This is a genomic window from Burkholderia catarinensis, assembly GCF_001883705.2.
GTDB classification, from domain to species: Bacteria; Pseudomonadota; Gammaproteobacteria; order Burkholderiales; family Burkholderiaceae; genus Burkholderia; species Burkholderia catarinensis.
Window position 1 is genome coordinate 274,241 of the sequence record NZ_MDEQ02000009.1, and the last position, 15,595, is coordinate 289,835.

19 protein-coding genes and 3 pseudogenes are annotated in these 15,595 nt (G+C 65.0%); 9 read left to right on the top strand and 13 right to left on the bottom strand.

What is annotated here, in order from left to right; all coding sequences use genetic code 11:
• Positions 1-246 precede the first annotated feature (246 nt).
• On the bottom strand, positions 247-1,944 hold the full coding sequence (locus BFF94_RS17240; protein WP_128846362.1) for a M4 family metallopeptidase: 1,698 nt from the start codon (positions 1,942-1,944) through the stop codon (positions 247-249).
• A gap of 945 nt (positions 1,945-2,889) precedes the next feature.
• Between BFF94_RS17240 and BFF94_RS17245 the strand changes: the two genes are divergently transcribed.
• The 5 genes from BFF94_RS17245 (at position 2,890) to BFF94_RS38470 (ending at position 5,556) form a co-directional block, all read left to right on the top strand.
• Complete coding sequence (locus tag BFF94_RS17245; protein WP_128846403.1) at positions 2,890-3,363, top strand: universal stress protein; 474 nt, start codon at positions 2,890-2,892, stop codon at positions 3,361-3,363.
• A 119-nt stretch (positions 3,364-3,482) separates the two neighbouring features.
• Positions 3,483-3,758, top strand: a complete 276-nt coding sequence (locus tag BFF94_RS17250; RefSeq protein WP_128846405.1) for a DUF1488 family protein — start codon at positions 3,483-3,485, stop codon at positions 3,756-3,758.
• A 411-nt stretch (positions 3,759-4,169) separates the two neighbouring features.
• Positions 4,170-4,820 carry a BON domain-containing protein gene (locus BFF94_RS17255; RefSeq protein WP_128846364.1) on the top strand — a complete coding sequence of 217 codons (651 nt, stop codon included), beginning with the start codon at positions 4,170-4,172 and terminating at the stop codon, positions 4,818-4,820.
• Positions 4,821-4,875: 55 nt separating this feature from the next.
• On the top strand, positions 4,876-5,115 hold the full coding sequence (locus BFF94_RS17260; RefSeq protein ID WP_128846367.1) for a hypothetical protein: 240 nt from the start codon (positions 4,876-4,878) through the stop codon (positions 5,113-5,115).
• A gap of 78 nt (positions 5,116-5,193) precedes the next feature.
• Positions 5,194-5,556, top strand: a complete 363-nt coding sequence (locus BFF94_RS38470) for a hypothetical protein (protein ID WP_372454221.1) — start codon at positions 5,194-5,196, stop codon at positions 5,554-5,556.
• Here the strand turns inward: BFF94_RS38470 and BFF94_RS17270 are convergent.
• From BFF94_RS17270 to BFF94_RS17280, 3 genes and pseudogenes are all read right to left on the bottom strand, one after another.
• Complete coding sequence (locus tag BFF94_RS17270) at positions 5,543-5,767, bottom strand: hypothetical protein (RefSeq protein WP_128846370.1); 225 nt, start codon at positions 5,765-5,767, stop codon at positions 5,543-5,545. The two genes, BFF94_RS38470 and BFF94_RS17270, sit on opposite strands and share 14 nt — an antisense overlap.
• A gap of 231 nt (positions 5,768-5,998) precedes the next feature.
• Positions 5,999-6,334 (bottom strand): c-type cytochrome, encoded by a 336-nt coding sequence (locus BFF94_RS17275; RefSeq protein WP_128846372.1) that lies wholly within the window; start codon positions 6,332-6,334, stop codon positions 5,999-6,001.
• A gap of 83 nt (positions 6,335-6,417) precedes the next feature.
• Positions 6,418-6,621: pseudogene (locus BFF94_RS17280) on the bottom strand (nitroreductase family protein); the annotation flags it as partial.
• A 111-nt stretch (positions 6,622-6,732) separates the two neighbouring features.
• Here BFF94_RS17280 and BFF94_RS17285 point away from each other — a divergent pair.
• Complete coding sequence (locus tag BFF94_RS17285) at positions 6,733-7,722, top strand: zinc-dependent alcohol dehydrogenase family protein (RefSeq protein WP_128846375.1); 990 nt, start codon at positions 6,733-6,735, stop codon at positions 7,720-7,722.
• 25 nt (positions 7,723-7,747) lie between these two features.
• On the opposite strand, the gene fnr is transcribed toward BFF94_RS17285, so the two are convergent.
• Both fnr and BFF94_RS17295 read right to left on the bottom strand, forming a co-directional pair.
• Positions 7,748-8,521, bottom strand: coding sequence for a fumarate/nitrate reduction transcriptional regulator Fnr (fnr, locus tag BFF94_RS17290; protein WP_128846378.1), 774 nt, complete (start codon positions 8,519-8,521; stop codon positions 7,748-7,750).
• 304 nt (positions 8,522-8,825) lie between these two features.
• Positions 8,826-9,473: a response regulator gene (locus BFF94_RS17295; protein WP_128846380.1), complete on the bottom strand. Its 648-nt coding sequence runs from the start codon at positions 9,471-9,473 to the stop codon at positions 8,826-8,828.
• A gap of 328 nt (positions 9,474-9,801) precedes the next feature.
• On the opposite strand from BFF94_RS17295, the gene BFF94_RS17300 reads away from it, so the two are divergent.
• Positions 9,802-10,272 carry a universal stress protein gene (locus BFF94_RS17300; protein WP_128846383.1) on the top strand — a complete coding sequence of 157 codons (471 nt, stop codon included), beginning with the start codon at positions 9,802-9,804 and terminating at the stop codon, positions 10,270-10,272.
• A gap of 43 nt (positions 10,273-10,315) precedes the next feature.
• On the opposite strand, the gene BFF94_RS17305 is transcribed toward BFF94_RS17300, so the two are convergent.
• The 4 genes and pseudogenes from BFF94_RS17305 to BFF94_RS17320 form a co-directional block, all read right to left on the bottom strand.
• Positions 10,316-11,152 (bottom strand): universal stress protein, encoded by an 837-nt coding sequence (locus BFF94_RS17305; protein WP_128846385.1) that lies wholly within the window; start codon positions 11,150-11,152, stop codon positions 10,316-10,318.
• Positions 11,149-11,652 (bottom strand): universal stress protein, encoded by a 504-nt coding sequence (locus BFF94_RS17310; RefSeq protein ID WP_128846388.1) that lies wholly within the window; start codon positions 11,650-11,652, stop codon positions 11,149-11,151. The genes BFF94_RS17305 and BFF94_RS17310 overlap by 4 nt, the downstream gene beginning before the upstream one ends.
• A gap of 102 nt (positions 11,653-11,754) precedes the next feature.
• A pseudogene (locus BFF94_RS17315) lies at positions 11,755-11,916 on the bottom strand (acetate/propionate family kinase); the annotation flags it as partial.
• Positions 11,917-11,924: 8 nt separating this feature from the next.
• Positions 11,925-12,764: a universal stress protein gene (locus BFF94_RS17320; RefSeq protein ID WP_128846391.1), complete on the bottom strand. Its 840-nt coding sequence runs from the start codon at positions 12,762-12,764 to the stop codon at positions 11,925-11,927.
• 189 nt (positions 12,765-12,953) lie between these two features.
• Here BFF94_RS17320 and BFF94_RS17325 point away from each other — a divergent pair, with 189 nt between their 5' ends.
• Complete coding sequence (locus BFF94_RS17325; RefSeq protein ID WP_128846394.1) at positions 12,954-13,493, top strand: hypothetical protein; 540 nt, start codon at positions 12,954-12,956, stop codon at positions 13,491-13,493.
• Positions 13,483-13,570 (top strand): annotated as a pseudogene (locus BFF94_RS38340) (beta-ketoacyl-ACP reductase); the annotation flags it as partial. The gene BFF94_RS17325 and the pseudogene BFF94_RS38340, both read left to right, overlap by 11 nt.
• On the opposite strand, the gene BFF94_RS17330 reads toward BFF94_RS38340, so the two are convergent.
• The 3 genes from BFF94_RS17330 to BFF94_RS17340 form a co-directional block, all read right to left on the bottom strand.
• Positions 13,539-14,360, bottom strand: coding sequence for a transglutaminase family protein (locus BFF94_RS17330; protein WP_128846397.1), 822 nt, complete (start codon positions 14,358-14,360; stop codon positions 13,539-13,541). The pseudogene BFF94_RS38340 and the gene BFF94_RS17330 overlap by 32 nt on opposite strands.
• 8 nt (positions 14,361-14,368) lie before the next feature.
• Entirely contained in the window at positions 14,369-15,310 is a 942-nt protein-coding gene (locus BFF94_RS17335) for an alpha-E domain-containing protein (protein ID WP_219139582.1), read from the bottom strand.
• A 39-nt stretch (positions 15,311-15,349) separates the two neighbouring features.
• Positions 15,350-15,595: circularly permuted type 2 ATP-grasp protein (locus BFF94_RS17340; protein ID WP_219139060.1), on the bottom strand; the 246-nt coding region annotated here is incomplete at its 5' end.

The following is a 15,595-nucleotide window of genomic DNA, read 5'->3' on the forward strand; positions in this document are numbered from 1 at the left end:
CGTGGAATAGCGCGTGACAGGACGGATACGCAGTGCGATCCGACCATGAACACGCGATAGCATCCGGTTGGCGTCGCTTTCGCGGCTCCACCGCCCGCAGCAAGAAAGAATTGTCGGCCGATCGACCGCCTGCAATCGCAGGCGATCGATCGACACCTGCCCGTCATTCGCCCGGGCGCCGCGTGACCTCGAAGCGAAATACCGCCACGCGATCTCCGGGCGTTCAACGCACCCACTCAAGCGTAATCAATTCACCCCGACCGCACTCCAGGCGCGCGCGACCGTTGCGCTTTCGACCGAGTTCGCGCCATACAGGTCGTTCGTCGCCTGGATCGACGCACGCCGTGCGTTCGGATAGCTCGAGTTGGCGTTCAGGTACACGGTCAGTGTCCGGTACCAGATCTTGCCGGCTTTCTCGCGGCCCAGGCCACTGAAGGTCGTGTCGCCGTTGCAGACCAGTTGCGCCCTCGACAGGCCGGTGTCGGTCGACGGCACCGCCGGGCCTTCCGACAGCAGGTAGAAGAAGCGGTTGCCGACACCCGACGTGAAATGCGGATCGTGGCGCGGATTCGACCACGAGAAGCCGCCGGACGGATAGCAACTGAACGACCGGCTATCGAGATCCTGCTTGTACATCTTGCGCAGGCCGCCGCTCACCACGCGCGCGCCGATCACGTAGTTGCCGGGATCGTTCGGGTTGTTCGCGTAGAACTTCACGAGCGTGCCGAAAATGTCGGACGTCGATTCGTTCAGGCCGCCCGCGTCGCCGGAATAGTTCAGGTTGGCGGTGGCCTCGGTCACGCCGTGGCTCATCTCGTGCCCGGCCACGTCGACCGACACGACCGGCTTCGGCAGGCTCGTGCCCGACTGGCCGTCGCCGTACACCATGATGTGCGACGGCATCCATGCCGCGTTCGCGCCGGTCGTGCCGCTGCCGGTGTCGAACACCACGTGCGCGAAACTCTTCACGCCGCGCCCGTCGTTGAAGATGCCGTTGCGGTTGTGCGCAGTCTTGTAGTAGTCCCAAGTCAACGCGAGGCCATAGTCGATGTCAGCGGCGACGGTCTGCCGGTCGGTGGTTGAGCTGTTGCCCCACACGTTCGTGCTGCTCGTGAAGATCGGCAGGTCGGTCGCTTGCTCGACGTCCTCGGCGATCAGCCCGCGGCCGTCGTAGACGGAGCCGCTGCCGCGGGTCGGATCGAGCATCCGGTACGCGTTCGTGCCGGTCTGGTCTGTGGTCAGCGTCAAGTTGCCGTAGTACAGCGAGCGGCCGGTGCCGGTCGCAGCGGCGGTCTTGATCAGGTCCTGAGCGTCGAGCACGGTGCCCGTGCGTGCGTCGACGTAATACAGCACCGCATCGCCGTGCGTATCGGTCGCCTTGCCGTATACGCGCACCGAGTAGGCCAGCGTCGGCGTGACGTCGCGCGCGAACACGACGAGTTCCGCGTCATCTATGCGGCGCACGTCCGAGTCGAAACGCGCGGCCGCGATGCGCTTGACCCTGGCCGCGCCCACGTCGGGCGCGTTGCGCACCACGAAGCGGTCGCCGACCTTGCCGATCTTGCCGGCGAGATTGATCGGCGCGGGCTGGGTCAGGCTTGCTTGCTTCAACTGCCCCTGGCTCGAATGGACGACAACGTCGCCGCCTATCACGGGCAGGCCCGCGTAGAAGCGATCGAAGCGCACGTGCTCGGTGCCATCGGGATCGACGATGACATCGCGTACCTGGAACTGATCGCCATCCGTCGGCGCGCTTGCCCGCGGCCCGTCGAATTTCAACGCGCGTGCAGTGCCGCCGATAGCCACACTGAAGGCGGACGGGTTCTGCTGGATCAGTTGCAGTGCTTTGTCGACCGTGGCCGACTGGTCGCCGGCCTGGGCAAAAGCGCTGAGACTCGCGAGGGTAATCGCGGCGATGGGCAGCAGACGAGACAATTTCTTCATGTAATCCCCCGGATTATGAATGGGTGATGTTCGAGGAATGCATCAAGTGAGGACTTTGATCTAAAACATGTTGCGAACCGCAGAGGCATGCTAGAAGGTGGTTTTTATAATTACAAGATATTTTCTGTGAGATTAATTTTTAGTATCTGTAATTTCAATCAAGTCATGATTTGGTGAGAAATATGAAATGATCTCGTCGGGCAGCGCCGGAGCTGCTGGTGACGTCGCATCGACGGAGCATGGGGAACTTCGTGATACTCGGGGCGAGGCAGGGCGCGATGCGGATCGAGCAGGGCAGATGATGTGAATCGGAGTTGAACAATGGCTGTTGTTTGCTTTATTAAATATTGAATTTTATTGTTGCCATTCTGTGCGTGTCAGTGCAATTTGATAATGCTGCTTGACCGTGGCACCTCGACGGCCCGTTGCCCGGATCGCGATGAAAAGGTGATATTGCAAACGTCGTCTGCAATATTTCGAACCTTGAGAATCCGACTCCCGTCACGCCCGCCGTCTACCCGTTGATATCGCACCAAGTCGCCACCTGTCGCGCGTCGTTCGCCGAGGCGAGGCCGATCGAACGATCGTCTGCCTATTCCTGCGGTCCCGCGCTTCGTCGGGGCTCCGTGCCGACATGATCGCCGCGTGCCGATTCTCGTCCATCATCGGTTTGCTCCAGCGTCGCTCGATTCGATGCCGATGCGTGCGCGACGAAAATCCTTGAGATCGAGCGAGGCTTTCGGTCGTACGAGAACTCGCCACGCTCACCGGAAATGCAGACGCCGCCGGCTAGCACCCGATAATTCGGCGTCTCTCGCCCCGGCTCATGCCGACCCCTTGCGGTTTCAAACCATTGACCTCGGTCAACGCCCGTTTCCGGCGAGCGCTGATGATGAAAACGAATCCGAACGCCGCCGGCGCGTCGGTTCATCCAGCGAGGTCGGTATGTACACGAACATCATGGTCGCCGTGGACGGCAGTCCTTCATCGAATCAAGCGCTCGACGAAGGCCTGAAGATGGCCAGATCGTGCAATGCGCGCCTGTTCGCCGTTTTCGTCGTCGACAAAATCCTCCTGATCACTTACGGCGGACGAATGGACCCGGACGCGATGCTCGACGAGGTGCGACGCGATGGCGCGGCGGTATTGCGAAGTGCCGAACGCGTCATCTCGCACGCGTCAGTCAACGGCGATACGGAAATCATCGAGACCGAACCCGGCCAGGATATCGCCGAACGGCTGCAACGCTATGTCGTCGATCATTCGATCGATCTGGCCGTGATCGGTACGCACGGACGACGCGGTGTGCGGCGGTGGCTCCTCGGCAGTGTCGCCGAACGTTTCCTGCGCGGATCGAGTTGCCCGGTCCTGCTCGTGCGCGGTAGCGATGCCGCACATGCCGCCGTTTCGGCAACCTAGCGTCGCCCCGCACGGTGCGGGCCGGCTTGCGGCGATCGAGCAAGCCGCCGGACGGCACGACGTACGCGGCTTGCCGGAAGCGGACGACGATCAGTACACAACCTGCCCAGGGGAACATCATGCAAATAGTTTTTCCTGCCGAACATCCGACGTACTGCGACCCGGACCCGGCGCTGGCTTTTCCGGCGCTGGTCGAAGGTCGCCGCGTGCGCTGCGCGATCACCGCGGAAGCGCTGGAAGATCACTTCCGCGCGGCCTCACCCCGCGAACAGGATCTCGTGGACGCCTTTTCACGCCATCGCCCAGCCATCGAGCGTGCGGCACGCTGCCTGCTCGAGGAGATTGGCGGTCGGCCGATCCTGCTCCACAGCGGATTTTTCCGGTTCTGCACCTGACCGCCCACGGCCCACGGCATCGCGCCGGGCGTCTCGGTTGGGAGCGGCGTGGCGGCGAATTCGCGGAAACTCCTCCTCGCCGCGCGTGCCGCCGTCGAGGTCCGGATGCGGCAGGGCGATGATGGGCGGCGACTCGCCCCGCGGCGGCGCCGACAGTGCCGGAGGCGCCTTGTTCCGTCATTTGCATCTCCTTCGAGCATCGCTGCGCGTGCGTTGAACCTCACGCATCGGCGATCTCGCGATAAGTCGGCCGGGCCGCGTCGGCTTGACCTTCGTCAAGCGACGAATGAGCAGTCCGCGACGTGCGTCGCGAGCCATCCCTTGACCTGCATCAGCGATCCGGTGCCGCACGTATGCAAATCTGGCTGTATACGGCGAGCTGGCGCGCCGCAGATCACAGGAGTGCAGGCGATGAAAACCGACAAGCAGTTGAAGCAGGACGTTCAGGACGAACTGGAGTCCGACCCGGCGATCGACGCGACACGTGTCGGTGTCGAGGTAGCCGACCGGATCGTGACGCTTTCGGGTCACCCGCCGAGCTACGCGGAGAAACTGGCGATCGAGCGGGCAGCGAACCGCGTGGCCGGCGTCAAGGCGCTCGTCGTCGACATGACCGTGCATTTGCCGAACGACGATGTCCATACCGACGAGGACATCGCGAACGCAGTGCGTTCGGTCCTGCACTGGACGGTCGGCCTGAATGACGATGCGGTCAAGGTGCAGGTCGAACGCGGCTGGATCACGCTGTCCGGCAGGGTCGAATGGGCATACCAGAGCCATCTGGCCGTGCGGGCGATCTCGCAGATGCGCAGCGTGACGGGCGTGACCGACCACATCGCCGTGCAGGCTGCGGTCGGTTCCGCCGACATCGGCAGCAACATCAAGCGGGCGATCATGCGTCATGCGGAGCGTGAGGCGAAACACATCGCGATCGAGGTGCGCGACGGCACGGTGCGGCTGTCCGGCAAGGTCGGCTCGTTCTCCGAGCGCAAGGCCGTGCGCGGCGCCGCGTGGTCTGCCCGAGGCGTGCGCGCCGTCGTCGACGATCTGGTTGTCGAGTAAGCGCGGTAATCGGCAACCGGATGCGAAGTCCGCGCGGATGAAGGAGGGAAGTCAGATGGCACTGTCAGGCGAAGTGCACGACGCGGACTGGTCGGTGGCGATCGAGACGATCGCCACCGAAACGGGCGGCTATCGTTGCCGGATTCATGTGACGCTCATGTCGCCGGATGGCACGTGCGAGCGTACGTTCGCACACAGCAGGACCCATGACACCGAGCGCGAAGCCGCGGTCGACGGGCTGCGAGCCGGGATGACCTGGATCGAGATGAGGAAATCGAACACGTTCACGGTCTGAATCGGCACTGCGGTGGATGTGTCAGCATCGACGCTGACGTTTCCTCTTGCGCGCGATGCAAGGTGCGTCGAATGCCGCATGCCTTCATGGGCCTGTCCGCCGGGGCGCACGATCTGTTCACCGGCGGGCGCATGTTCGTTTTTGTCGCTGAAGGTGATGCGCGACGGCGTCGGTTACGGTCGGAAAGAAGCTGGCTCGTCCGAATACGTCGAACAGGCCGTGGGCACGCAGACGATCCTTCACCGGCCCTTTCATTTCCGCGAAATCCAGCGCGATGCATTGTTCCCGGCGCTCCTCGCAAAGCGCCACGAGACGGTCGGCTGCGCTGACGTCGATATAACAGCGGTACGAGGGCGGCCATCGCGTCAAATGACGGGCCGATTCCGTCGCACCGGGTCCCGGCGCCGCGGCACGACCACGCTCGACGTCACGCGGCCTTGAGCGCCGAAAGCTGCAGTGCCTGTGCGAAGCGGGCCAGCGTGGCGATCGATCCCGTCACGCTTTCGTACCGCTCGCGCCCGATCTGTCCGTCGAGGATCACAAGCATGCCGGCGTCGCGAGCGAGTGCGACGAGTGCCAGCGTGTCGAGCGCGGCTGCGTCGGGCTTGCCGGACTGATTTCCCGAATCGGAAAGCTGGGTAGCGTGTGACATGACGTCTCTCCTGGTGGCTGGCGATCGGTGTGCCGGGCGGCCGTTGTCCGTGGTTTCAGTATCGTTGCCGCGCCTGCGCGATTCAATCGGAGAGCACCGAAGCTGCGGTAGGAATCGTGCGAATGCCGTCGGCGGATTCCTACACGGCATGCCGCTTCGGCGAAGCGTTGCACAATGTCGGCAGGAACGCGCTTGGCTACGGTCTACATGAGCGGAACAGGCGCCGGTCAGTCACTGACTCAGTACCCATTGCACGAGCCGATGCGCGTCGTCGGGAGACAGCGGCCCGCCGCGATCGACGGCGGACGGCATCGGCGTGTCGCCCCAGTGCGCGGGGCCGCCGGCGCGCAGCTTGCGTTTCAGTTGCGCGGCCGCGTGCGGATCGCCGCGGTATCGTTTGGCGATCTCTTGGAACGACGGCCCGAGAAACGTCATGTCGGGCGTGTGGCAGAACATGCAGTGCTGCGCGTTGACGAGTTCGGTCGGCTCGGGTACGGCCGTCTGCGCGGCAGCCAGGCCGGCCGTCGCGACGATCAGGCAGAAAGCGGAGCAACGCACGATGTTCATGTTTTTTCCTCGTCCGGATCAGAAGGGGGCGCACCGCGTCACGGGGTGCGATCAGGCGATCACTTCGCCGAGCGGGCGGCGGGGCGAATGCGGTCCGCGCAGACCGCGATCGTGGTGCCTTCGACGAGGAACCGCCACGGCTGGGAGTTGTGGCTGGACGGGGCCAGCACCGCATAGCCCAGCAGCGACCTCAGGCGATCGTCGGGACGGGCGCTTGCGGCAAGTGGGGAACGGATATCATTCGAGCGTCTTCTGGTCGCCGCTCCGGCGGCATCACGCCATTTCATCGTGTCAGCAACCATCCGGCGGCCGTTGACCCACATCAAGCGCCTGTCATCGGGCCGTGCGGGTCTAGCCTTGGAAAGCGAAGCGCGCGACGATCGTGCGGGGAGGCGGGCATGCTTGCGATGATGTTTGACGGCACGACACCGAACTTGCGCGAGGCGCGCATGCCGGACCCGTTGCCGGCGGCGGGCCAGTTGCTGATCGACGTACATGCATGCGGCGTATGCCGGACTGATCTCCACGTCGTCGACGGCGACCTCGCGCACCCGAAATTGCCGCTGGTTCCGGGGCACGAAATCGTCGGAACGGTGCGCTTGCTAGGCGAAGGCGTGACGGGCTTTTCCGTTGGCGACCGGGTGGGCGTTCCCTGGCTCGGCTCGACCTGCGGGCATTGCGCGTATTGCGCATCCGGCCGCGAAAATCTGTGCGACAGCCCGGGATTCACCGGCTATACGATCGACGGCGGCTACGCCGAGCGCACCGTCGCCGACCATCGATATTGCGTGCATCTGCCGCGGCGCTATTCCGATCTGGAGGCCGCACCGCTGCTGTGCGCCGGCCTGATCGGCTATCGAACCTTGCGCATGGCAGGCGACGCTCGTCGCATCGGCATCTACGGCTTCGGCGCGGCGGCTCATCTCGTCGCGCAGGTCGCGCATGTCGAGGGGCGGAAGGTGTTTGCGCTGACGAAGCCCGGCGATACCGTCGCGCAGCAGCTCGCGCTGTCGCTGGGTGCGGCATGGGCCGGCGGCAGCGATGAAACACCACCGGAGGCACTCGATGCCGCGCTCGTTTTCGCACCGGTGGGGGCACTGGTGCCGGCCGCGCTCCGCGCGCTCGACAAAGGCGGGATCGTCGTGTGCGGCGGCATTCACATGAGCGACATCCCGGGCTTTCCGTACGCGTGGCTGTGGGGCGAGCGCCGCATCGCGTCGGTGGCGAACCTGACGCGTGCGGATGCCGTTGAATTCATGCGGATCGCCGATGCGATGCCGCTGCGGGTCGAGGCCGTGCGCTACGCACTGACCGATGCGAACCGCGCGCTCGACGACTTGCGCATGGGGCGCGTGTCGGGCGCCGCGGTGCTCGGCATGCGCGGTTGATCGGTTCGCTCGATGCGCAGCGCGGTCAGATGCGCCCGAGACCTTCCGAATCGACGATGCGGATCTGCTTGCCTTGCGCGGCGACGAGCCCGTTGTGCTGGAATTTCGACAGCATGCGGCTGACCGTTTCGAGCTTCATCCCGAGATACTCGCCGATCTCGTCGCGCGTCATCCGCAGCACGAATTCGGCGGCCGAATAGCCGCGTGCCTTGAAGCGCGTGGAAAGGTTCAGCAGGAACGCGGCCACGCGCTGCTCGGCGGTCATCGTGCCGAGCAGCAGCATCTGCGCGGATTCGCGGACGATTTCGCCGCTCATCATCTGATACAGATGATGCTGCATCGTCCGCACTTCGCGGCACATCTGCTCGAGCTGGCCGAACGGAATGATGCAGACCGTGCTGTCCTCGAGTGCGACCGCATCGCCGTTGTGGTGCCCGGTGTGCACGCCGTCGAGCCCAAGCGATTCGCCGACGATCTGGAAGCCGGTGATCTGTTCGTCGCCGTCGCGATGCATCACGATGGTCTTGAACGATCCGGTCCTCACCGCGTAGATGCTGTTGAACGGGTCGCCGGCGCGAAACAGCGTTTCACCGCGTTTGACGGCGCGCGTCGTGCAGATCATCGCGTCGACCCGCGCGAAATCGTCGGGTGTCATTTCCTGCGGCAGGCAGACGGTGCGCAGCGTGCACGACGAACAGCGGGACGACGTGCGCTTCGGCTGGTCCGTCCGCTCGACGGTGCGCAGCGGAATGAAGGGGCGTAACGGTACGGTCGTCGAGACTTCGGCATGGCTCTGCATGATCTGCTCCGGTTGGTGGGGGCGGCAGCGCGTCACGTTGGCACGGTTGCGCTGGTCGCCGTACAGGCGGACTGGGGTGTCACCGCCTTCGTCAAGCAGGCGTCGCACCGGATCGGCGGGACGACGATGCAGTCGCGCAGGACGGCAACGCCGGGCAGCTCCGGGAGGCCCACGTGTTGGTTTTTCTTGATGTGGAGTATGGACAGCCGGACGCTTGATTGAAATCAGCGGAAATTGAAGATGCCGTAGGTGATAGGGAAGGTTTGTAGGACGATTCCTACAGGGGTGTGGCGGTTTGTCGCGCTCAGAGTTCGTCCGGATCGTCGAACAGCTTGTGACGCATCGCGTAGCGCACGAGCGCCGTGTCGTTCGGCATCTGCATCTTCTCGAGGATCCGCGTCTTGTACGTGCTGACGGTCTTGACGCTGACGCAGAGCGCCTGGGCGATTTCGGAAATCGACTCGCCGGTGGTGACGCGCCGGAATACGTCGAACTCCCGGTCGGACAGGCGCTGGTGCGGCAGGAGATCGGTCGGTTCGTTGAGACTCTGCGCGAATTGCTCGGCCATGGTCAGGCTGACATAGACGCCGCCGGCCGCGATCTTGGTCAGCGCCGCGACCAGCTCGGCGCTGGCGCTCTCCTTGGTCATGTAGCCGGACGCGCCCGCGCGGAACGCACGCACCGCGTATTGCTGCTCGGCATGCATCGTCAGCACGAGGATATGCAAGGCCGGCTTCTCGTCCTTGATCTGCTTGATGAGCTCGATGCCGTTTCGGCCGGGCATCGACAGGTCGAGCACCAGCACGTTCGCCGCCGTGTCGCGCACCAGCGCGATCGTGGAGGCACTGTCGCGCGCTTCGCCGGCGACCTCGAAACCGCTTGCGTTCCGCAGGATGTGCCGCAGGCCGTCCCTGACGAGGGCGTGGTCGTCGGCGATGAGGACCCTGATCATGGCAGTGCGTTCCCTTGCCGGATCGTGCGGACCGGCCGCGCGACGGCGTTTGTCAATCGTGCTCCGGCTCGAGCGTCGCGATCGTCCGAGATTGGACGGCGGTGATGATGGCCGCAGTCGGTGACCGGACGATGTCCTGCGCCATTTGGGGGCAGATCGTCAGGCCACGCGAGGCGCTGAAATTGTGCGCGCTTTGCGGGCGCTCGCCAATCGGGGCATATGCACGGACGCTGCCATGCGTGCTTGACCGGCGTCAACGGGACGACGGCCGCAGGGATCAGACTGGTTGTGCAATCCGATCGAAACCGGACGACATCAGGGAGGCGTCATGTATGCACGGATCTTTGCGGCACTCGACGGCAGCCGCGGAGCGCGGCTCGCGCTCGACGAGGCGATCTTGCTCGCCCGCGATTCGGGTGGCCTGATCGTCGCCGTGTGCGTGGTATCGGACGCGCCCAGGCCGACGGACGTCGACAGCGGCTCTATCGATTGGCGCGACCCGTCCGGACTGGGCGCGGACAAGGCCTTGATCGCGGTCGCGGACGCCGAAACCGCGTTCCGGCTGTCCGGCGTACGCGGCGTCGCCCGAACAATCGACGCCTACGGCGAAAACATCTCGTCCGTGCTGCTGCGAGCCGCCGCCGAATGCGATGCGGACCTGATCGTGATGGGCACGCATGGCCGTCGCGGCGTGCGTCGCGCGTTGCTCGGCAGCGTCGCCGAATCGCTGCTCCGCACTGCGGATCGGCCGGTGCTGGTCGTGCGGGAGGGGCCGGGCGCATGCGCGGCCGTGTTATGACAAAAACGGGGCAGCCGTTTGCGGCTGCCCCGTTTTGACTCGCTCAGTGAGACAGCAGGACCGGCACCGTCATCGTCTCGAGGATCGTGCGCGTCGCCCCGCCCAGCACTCGCTCATGGGCGCGGGTATGGCTGTACAGACCCATCACGAGCAGATCCGCATGCAGGTCGGTTGCGCGGTTCAGCAGTGTCGCGCCCACGCCGACCGAGCGTTCGCGCGGCGTCGTCGAAAACGACGCGCGAACGCCGTGCCGTTCGAGATACGCGGCGACGTCCACACCCGCCGGCGTCTTGTCCGGATCGGGTTGCCCACGGACGATCGTCTCGACGTTGACGAAGCGCGCGCGGGTGAGCAGCGGCAGCGCGTCGGCCATCACGCGCGCGGCTTCGCGCCCGCCGTCCCAGCCGATCAGCACGTTCTCGCCGAACGTTCGCACGTCGCCCGCGTAAGGCACGACGATCGCCGGACGGCCGCTGCCCATCACGATATCCTCGATGAAATGGCGCGCCACGTAGGTCATGCGGTCGTCGGGGTCTTCCTGGCCGAGCACCAGCAGATCGGCGTGGCGTGCGTGCAGGATCGCGGCAGCGGTCGCGTCTCCCAACGGCGCCTGCCACTCGACGTTGGTGCGTCCCGCGCGCTCGGCGGCCGCGAGGAATCGCTCCTCCGCCTCCTTGCGCCGCTGGTCGCACAGGCGTTCATAGACGGCCAGCTTGAGCGGTTCGTCGGGCCGTCGCAACGGTTCGAAGAGATCCTGGCAGACCACGTAGAGGCCGATCAGATGCGCGTTCCAGCGTCCCGCGAGTTCGAGCGCGAGGTCGACGCGCGTCGCGCAGCGGTCGCTGTCGTCGAGATGGACGAGCAGGGTCTTGTAGCTCATGACGGCTCCTTTTCGGTTGATGTGACGGCGGTTCCGGCGGGTTTCTCCGACGGGCAACCCGTCGGGATCATCAGCACGGGGCACGTGGCGTGGCGCAGCACGCGCTCGGCCACGCTGCCGAGGACGAGGCGGCGAAAACCGCGCCGGCCGTGCGTGCCCATCACGATCAGGTCCGCCTCGACCTCGTTGGCCAGGCGGACGATCCGTTGCGGGATGTCTTCGCCCGCCGGCGCGACGTTGGAGATCTGCGGCGTGCCGGCGACGTCGCGCGCTTTCATGCGCTTCGCCGCGTCCTCCGTGACGCGCAGTCCTTCTTCACGGAATGCGTCGATCAGGATCGACGGGTCGTATCCGTACGCGTCGTAGGCCGGCACCAGGAAATCGACGACGTAGACGGGGGTCAGCCGCGCACCCGTTTCCGACGCGAGCATCAGCGCGGCTTCGAGCGCGCGGGACGACGTGTCGCTGCCGTCGAGCGCAACCAGAATGTTCGAGTACATGGCATGTCCCTGGAACGGATGTCGATGGAATCATCATCGGCGCGTGCGCGCCGATCGCGCTGATTTGGATCAAGCGTCGCGGTTGCCTCGAAGCATGCCGGCCGGTTCGGCATCGAAGCGGATCGACACGCTGTTGCCGGTCTCGACCGCTTCACCCTCGTGCAGCGGCCGCCGCGCGGGATCGCCGTGCGGCGGATACGCAAAGACCGCGAACTTCACGCTCGACGAACCGGCATTGACGACGAGCAGCGCGAGCGTACGCATCGGCCGGCTCAGTGCGACATCAGCACCGGCAGCGTCATCGACGCCAGCACCGTGCGCGTGGCGCCGCCCATCAAGAGTTCACGCCAGCGTGGATGGCCGTAGGCGCCCATCACCAGCAGGTCCGAGCCCGTTTCATAGGCGTGCGACAGCAGCGTGTCGCCGATCGACGAGCCGGCGCCGGTATCGATATCGAGCACGTTCACGTCAGGCGCATGGCGCGCCAGCATCAACGCGGCGTCGGCAGCCGGAATGCGCGTGGTCGCGGCTTGCGAATCGCCGTTGACCACGGCGACGACCGTCGTGCGCTTCGCATGTTCGAGAAAGGGGGTCGCGTCATGCGCGGCGCGGGTCGCTTCCCGGCTGCCGTCCCACGCGACGATCACCCGTTCGCCGATCGACGGGAATTCGCCGGTGTACGGCCAGAACAGCACCGGACGGCCCGCGGACAGCACGAGGTTCTCCGGAAACTGGTCGTCGATATAGGTCTCGGGATCGTTCGGGTCACTCTGGCCGACAATCACGAGGTCGGCAAGGCGTGCGGCACGCGGTACGGCCAGATTCGCGCGCTCGTCGGCTTGAACCCAGGTTGCCGGCACCTTCGCGCGTGCCGTCTCCGCATGAAACAGGCGTTCCAGCGCCGCGTGCCGCTCGTCGCGCCGTTCGCGATGCGCGCGGAAATAATCGGCGGAACCGGCCATCACGTAGAACGAATGCGGTTCCGGCGTGTAGACCGCGAACAGTCCGGTCAGATGCGCACCGAAGCGCCGGGCGAGACGCAACGCGAACTCGAAGCGCGAATGCGCGCGGGCGCTCGTATCGAGGTGCACGACCATGCTCTTGTAGCTCATCGGAATCGCTCCATCGACGGGTGATCCGCCAGTGCAATCCAGTCTACGAAGCAGGGTTTCCGCGCACTTGACTCAGATCAACGGCAGCCGTGCACCAAGGCCGCACAGTAAAACGGTCGCGATGCCGATCCCGGGAAGGCGGCATGAGGCGGATGCCAACCGATTGACCGGATCGACGGAGGAAGGACGATGAGCACTCACGCTTTGACGACACCGAATGACGCTGGCCGCGCGGGCTGCGATCTCGCGTTGCGCATGGTCGCGCTGAATCGCGACTGGCAGCTTGAATGGCATGCGCTGGCAGGGCGGCGCATCGAACGGGACCGCGATGCGGTGCGCCGCCTGCAGCAGGCGCTCGCGGAAACGAACGAGTGGCCAGCGTTCGGCGACGCGGCCCGACAGGTGATGAGCGACTACGCGATCACGAGCATCGCGATCTGGCAGGACGCCACTGAGCTGTGCATGCGTGCGCAATACGAGAACGCCGGTGTATGGCGTACGTGGTTGCGCGAATACGGCGCAGGCGCGCTATCGCGCTACCAGACCGACTGGTTGCCCGATCTGGGACGACTGGCCGTGGTCAATGAAGCCAGCATGCCGTGGGCCGACTGGATGATGGCGCTGGAGCGCGGGATCGAGGATGCGGCCGGCGCAAGCGACGGGGCGCCGGTCGCGCCGCGGCGCCTGAACGGCATGACCGGTGCACGGGAGAACGACCATGTGCGCTGAGCGTGTCGCGTTCGTCACGGGGGATGGGCGGTCTCGGCGCCGCGATCAGCCGTCGCCTGCATGAGGCCGGCATGAGCTCACGGCAATCTCCACGGTCTGCGTTGCGTCGCCTGCATTTGACCGGAGGCTCGTGAAAGGCGCCGCGCCGCAGGCGTCGAGCCCCGTGGCCAGTTTCACATAGCGTTCATTGGGACAAAGGTTGTTGGCTGGATCGAATCCGACCCAACCGAGGTGATCGACATAGACCTCCGTCCACGCATGGCTGACTGCTCGCGTTTCGTGGGTGTCGTCGAGCAGATAGCCGGACGTGAAGCGCGCCGGAATGCCAAGCCGTCGCGATACTGCGATGTAGACGTGCGCGGAATCCCGACTTGTCCTTCTGGAATTGATCCACGCATCTTCGGCATCCGAGACGTCATCGGTATTTGACGGTTCGATTTTCAGGCGATCGTGCACGATCGCCATCAGTTCGTGCAGCATCAGGAGACAGTTCCGGCTACTCTTCAGCGCAGAGGCGAGCTCTATCAGCGAGTCCCCCGGTCGCGTGAGCGGCGTCTCGCGCAGGAACAGCCATGGAATCGTACTATCGTCCGGAAAGGCCGACACACCGGCATTGTTGTGCGTCGTCAATTCGCCGCGTGAAACGATTGTGCTCACCTTCTCGTCATTCGAATGACGCACAAGGTCGACATGGTTACCGAATCCGTCGGTGTACGACAATTCCGGTGGCATGCCGTTGGCCAGCACTTCCCAGTGCTCGACCGTTTGGCCGATGCTCGACGACGGGCGCAGCCGGAGGCGCTGCAGCGCCGGTTGCAACGGCGCGTCGCTGGTATGACGCAGTGTGTGGGCGATCCCGATACGCATTGCAGTGTTCAATCGAAGTTGTAGGCCTGGGATATTTCGAGCCCCAGCCGGTGGTTGCGCCGAATGAATCCGGTCAGGAACTCGTGCAAGCCGTTCTTGAAGATGCGTTCGATCGTACTGTCGGACAGCATCGTGAGCGTCTGTGCGGTGCTGTCGTGGCACGCGTGAGCGGCACCATGCTCTTTCACGAGCTGGTTGAGACTCGACATCACGCGTCCGTAGCAATAGCGCAGCGAACGCGGCATGCGGCCGTTCAGGATCAGGTAGTCGGCGATGTTCATCGGCTTGTACTGCACGTTGTATACCCAGCGGTACGAGTTGTTGGCCTCGACCGACCGCAAGATCGACTCCCAGTGATTGGTATCGAGCAGCGTGCCGACGTGCGACACCGACGGCAGCAGCAGGTGGTACTTCACGTCGAGGATCCGCGCGGTGTTGTCCGCGCGCTCGACGAACGCGCCGATCTGCGCGAAATCGAAGATCTCGTTGCGCAGCATCGTGCTGTAGAAGCTGCCGAGGATCAGCGCGGTTTCGCGCTTCACCTCGTCGAGCACCGCCGGCAGTGCGCTTTCCGGCACCGGTTGCGCGAGCGCGCGGCGCAGCGCGAGCCACGCGCCGTTCACGCTTTCCCACGCCTCGCGGGTGAGCGCCGTACGCACCATCCGCGCATTCGAGCGCGCGGCCTCGATGCACGACAGCACGCTCGACGGGTTGTCGCGGTCGCGCAGCAGGTAGTCGGTCACGGTATCGGCCGCATACGCGTCGTACTTCTGCCGGTAGCCGTCGTCCGCGCCCGAGCTGACGAGCACCGACGACCATTCGGCCGGCGCGTCGGACGTGCGCGTGAGCGCCATCCGCAGCCCGGCATCGACGATGCGCGCGATGTTCTCCATGCGCTCGATATAGCGGTACATCCAGAAGAGGCCGTTCGCAGTTCGTCCCAGAAGCATCTCGTATTCACTCCGTCTTTGTTTGGTTCTCGCGCGGGCTCAGTCGGCCAGCACCCAGGTGTCCTTGGTGCCGCCGCCCTGGCTCGAGTTGACGACGAGCGATCCTTCCTTCAGCGCGACGCGCGTGAGCCCGCCCGGCGTGATGCGGATCCGGTCCGACACCAGCACGAACGGCCGCAGGTCGACGTGGCGCGGCGCGAGGCCGGCTTCGGTCAGGATCGGCGTCGTGGACAGCGCCAGCGTCGGTTGCGCGATGTAGTTCGCGGGGCGCGCGCGCAGCTTCGC

What these genes read in the sequence shown, in the direction of transcription:
- BFF94_RS17260 (WP_128846367.1), top strand. Translation starts at nt 4,876, where the DNA reads ATGGCACTGTCAGGCGAAGTGCACGACGCGGACTGGTCGGTGGCGATC.
- fnr (WP_128846378.1), bottom strand. Translation starts at nt 8,521, where the DNA reads ATGCAGAGCCATGCCGAAGTCTCGACGACCGTACCGTTACGCCCCTTC.
- BFF94_RS17310 (WP_128846388.1), bottom strand. Translation starts at nt 11,652, where the DNA reads ATGTACTCGAACATTCTGGTTGCGCTCGACGGCAGCGACACGTCGTCC.
- BFF94_RS17330 (WP_128846397.1), bottom strand. Translation starts at nt 14,360, where the DNA reads ATGCGTATCGGGATCGCCCACACACTGCGTCATACCAGCGACGCGCCG.
- BFF94_RS17255 (WP_128846364.1), top strand. Translation starts at nt 4,170, where the DNA reads ATGAAAACCGACAAGCAGTTGAAGCAGGACGTTCAGGACGAACTGGAG.
- BFF94_RS17295 (WP_128846380.1), bottom strand. Translation starts at nt 9,473, where the DNA reads ATGATCAGGGTCCTCATCGCCGACGACCACGCCCTCGTCAGGGACGGC.
- BFF94_RS17300 (WP_128846383.1), top strand. Translation starts at nt 9,802, where the DNA reads ATGTATGCACGGATCTTTGCGGCACTCGACGGCAGCCGCGGAGCGCGG.
- BFF94_RS17320 (WP_128846391.1), bottom strand. Translation starts at nt 12,764, where the DNA reads ATGAGCTACAAGAGCATGGTCGTGCACCTCGATACGAGCGCCCGCGCG.
- BFF94_RS17270 (WP_128846370.1), bottom strand. Translation starts at nt 5,767, where the DNA reads ATGTCACACGCTACCCAGCTTTCCGATTCGGGAAATCAGTCCGGCAAG.
- BFF94_RS38470 (WP_372454221.1), top strand. Translation starts at nt 5,194, where the DNA reads ATGCCTTCATGGGCCTGTCCGCCGGGGCGCACGATCTGTTCACCGGCG.
- BFF94_RS17325 (WP_128846394.1), top strand. Translation starts at nt 12,954, where the DNA reads ATGAGCACTCACGCTTTGACGACACCGAATGACGCTGGCCGCGCGGGC.
- BFF94_RS17245 (WP_128846403.1), top strand. Translation starts at nt 2,890, where the DNA reads ATGTACACGAACATCATGGTCGCCGTGGACGGCAGTCCTTCATCGAAT.
- BFF94_RS17305 (WP_128846385.1), bottom strand. Translation starts at nt 11,152, where the DNA reads ATGAGCTACAAGACCCTGCTCGTCCATCTCGACGACAGCGACCGCTGC.
- BFF94_RS17275 (WP_128846372.1), bottom strand. Translation starts at nt 6,334, where the DNA reads ATGAACATCGTGCGTTGCTCCGCTTTCTGCCTGATCGTCGCGACGGCC.
- BFF94_RS17335 (WP_219139582.1), bottom strand. Translation starts at nt 15,310, where the DNA reads ATGCTTCTGGGACGAACTGCGAACGGCCTCTTCTGGATGTACCGCTAT.
- BFF94_RS17250 (WP_128846405.1), top strand. Translation starts at nt 3,483, where the DNA reads ATGCAAATAGTTTTTCCTGCCGAACATCCGACGTACTGCGACCCGGAC.
- BFF94_RS17240 (WP_128846362.1), bottom strand. Translation starts at nt 1,944, where the DNA reads ATGAAGAAATTGTCTCGTCTGCTGCCCATCGCCGCGATTACCCTCGCG.
- BFF94_RS17285 (WP_128846375.1), top strand. Translation starts at nt 6,733, where the DNA reads ATGCTTGCGATGATGTTTGACGGCACGACACCGAACTTGCGCGAGGCG.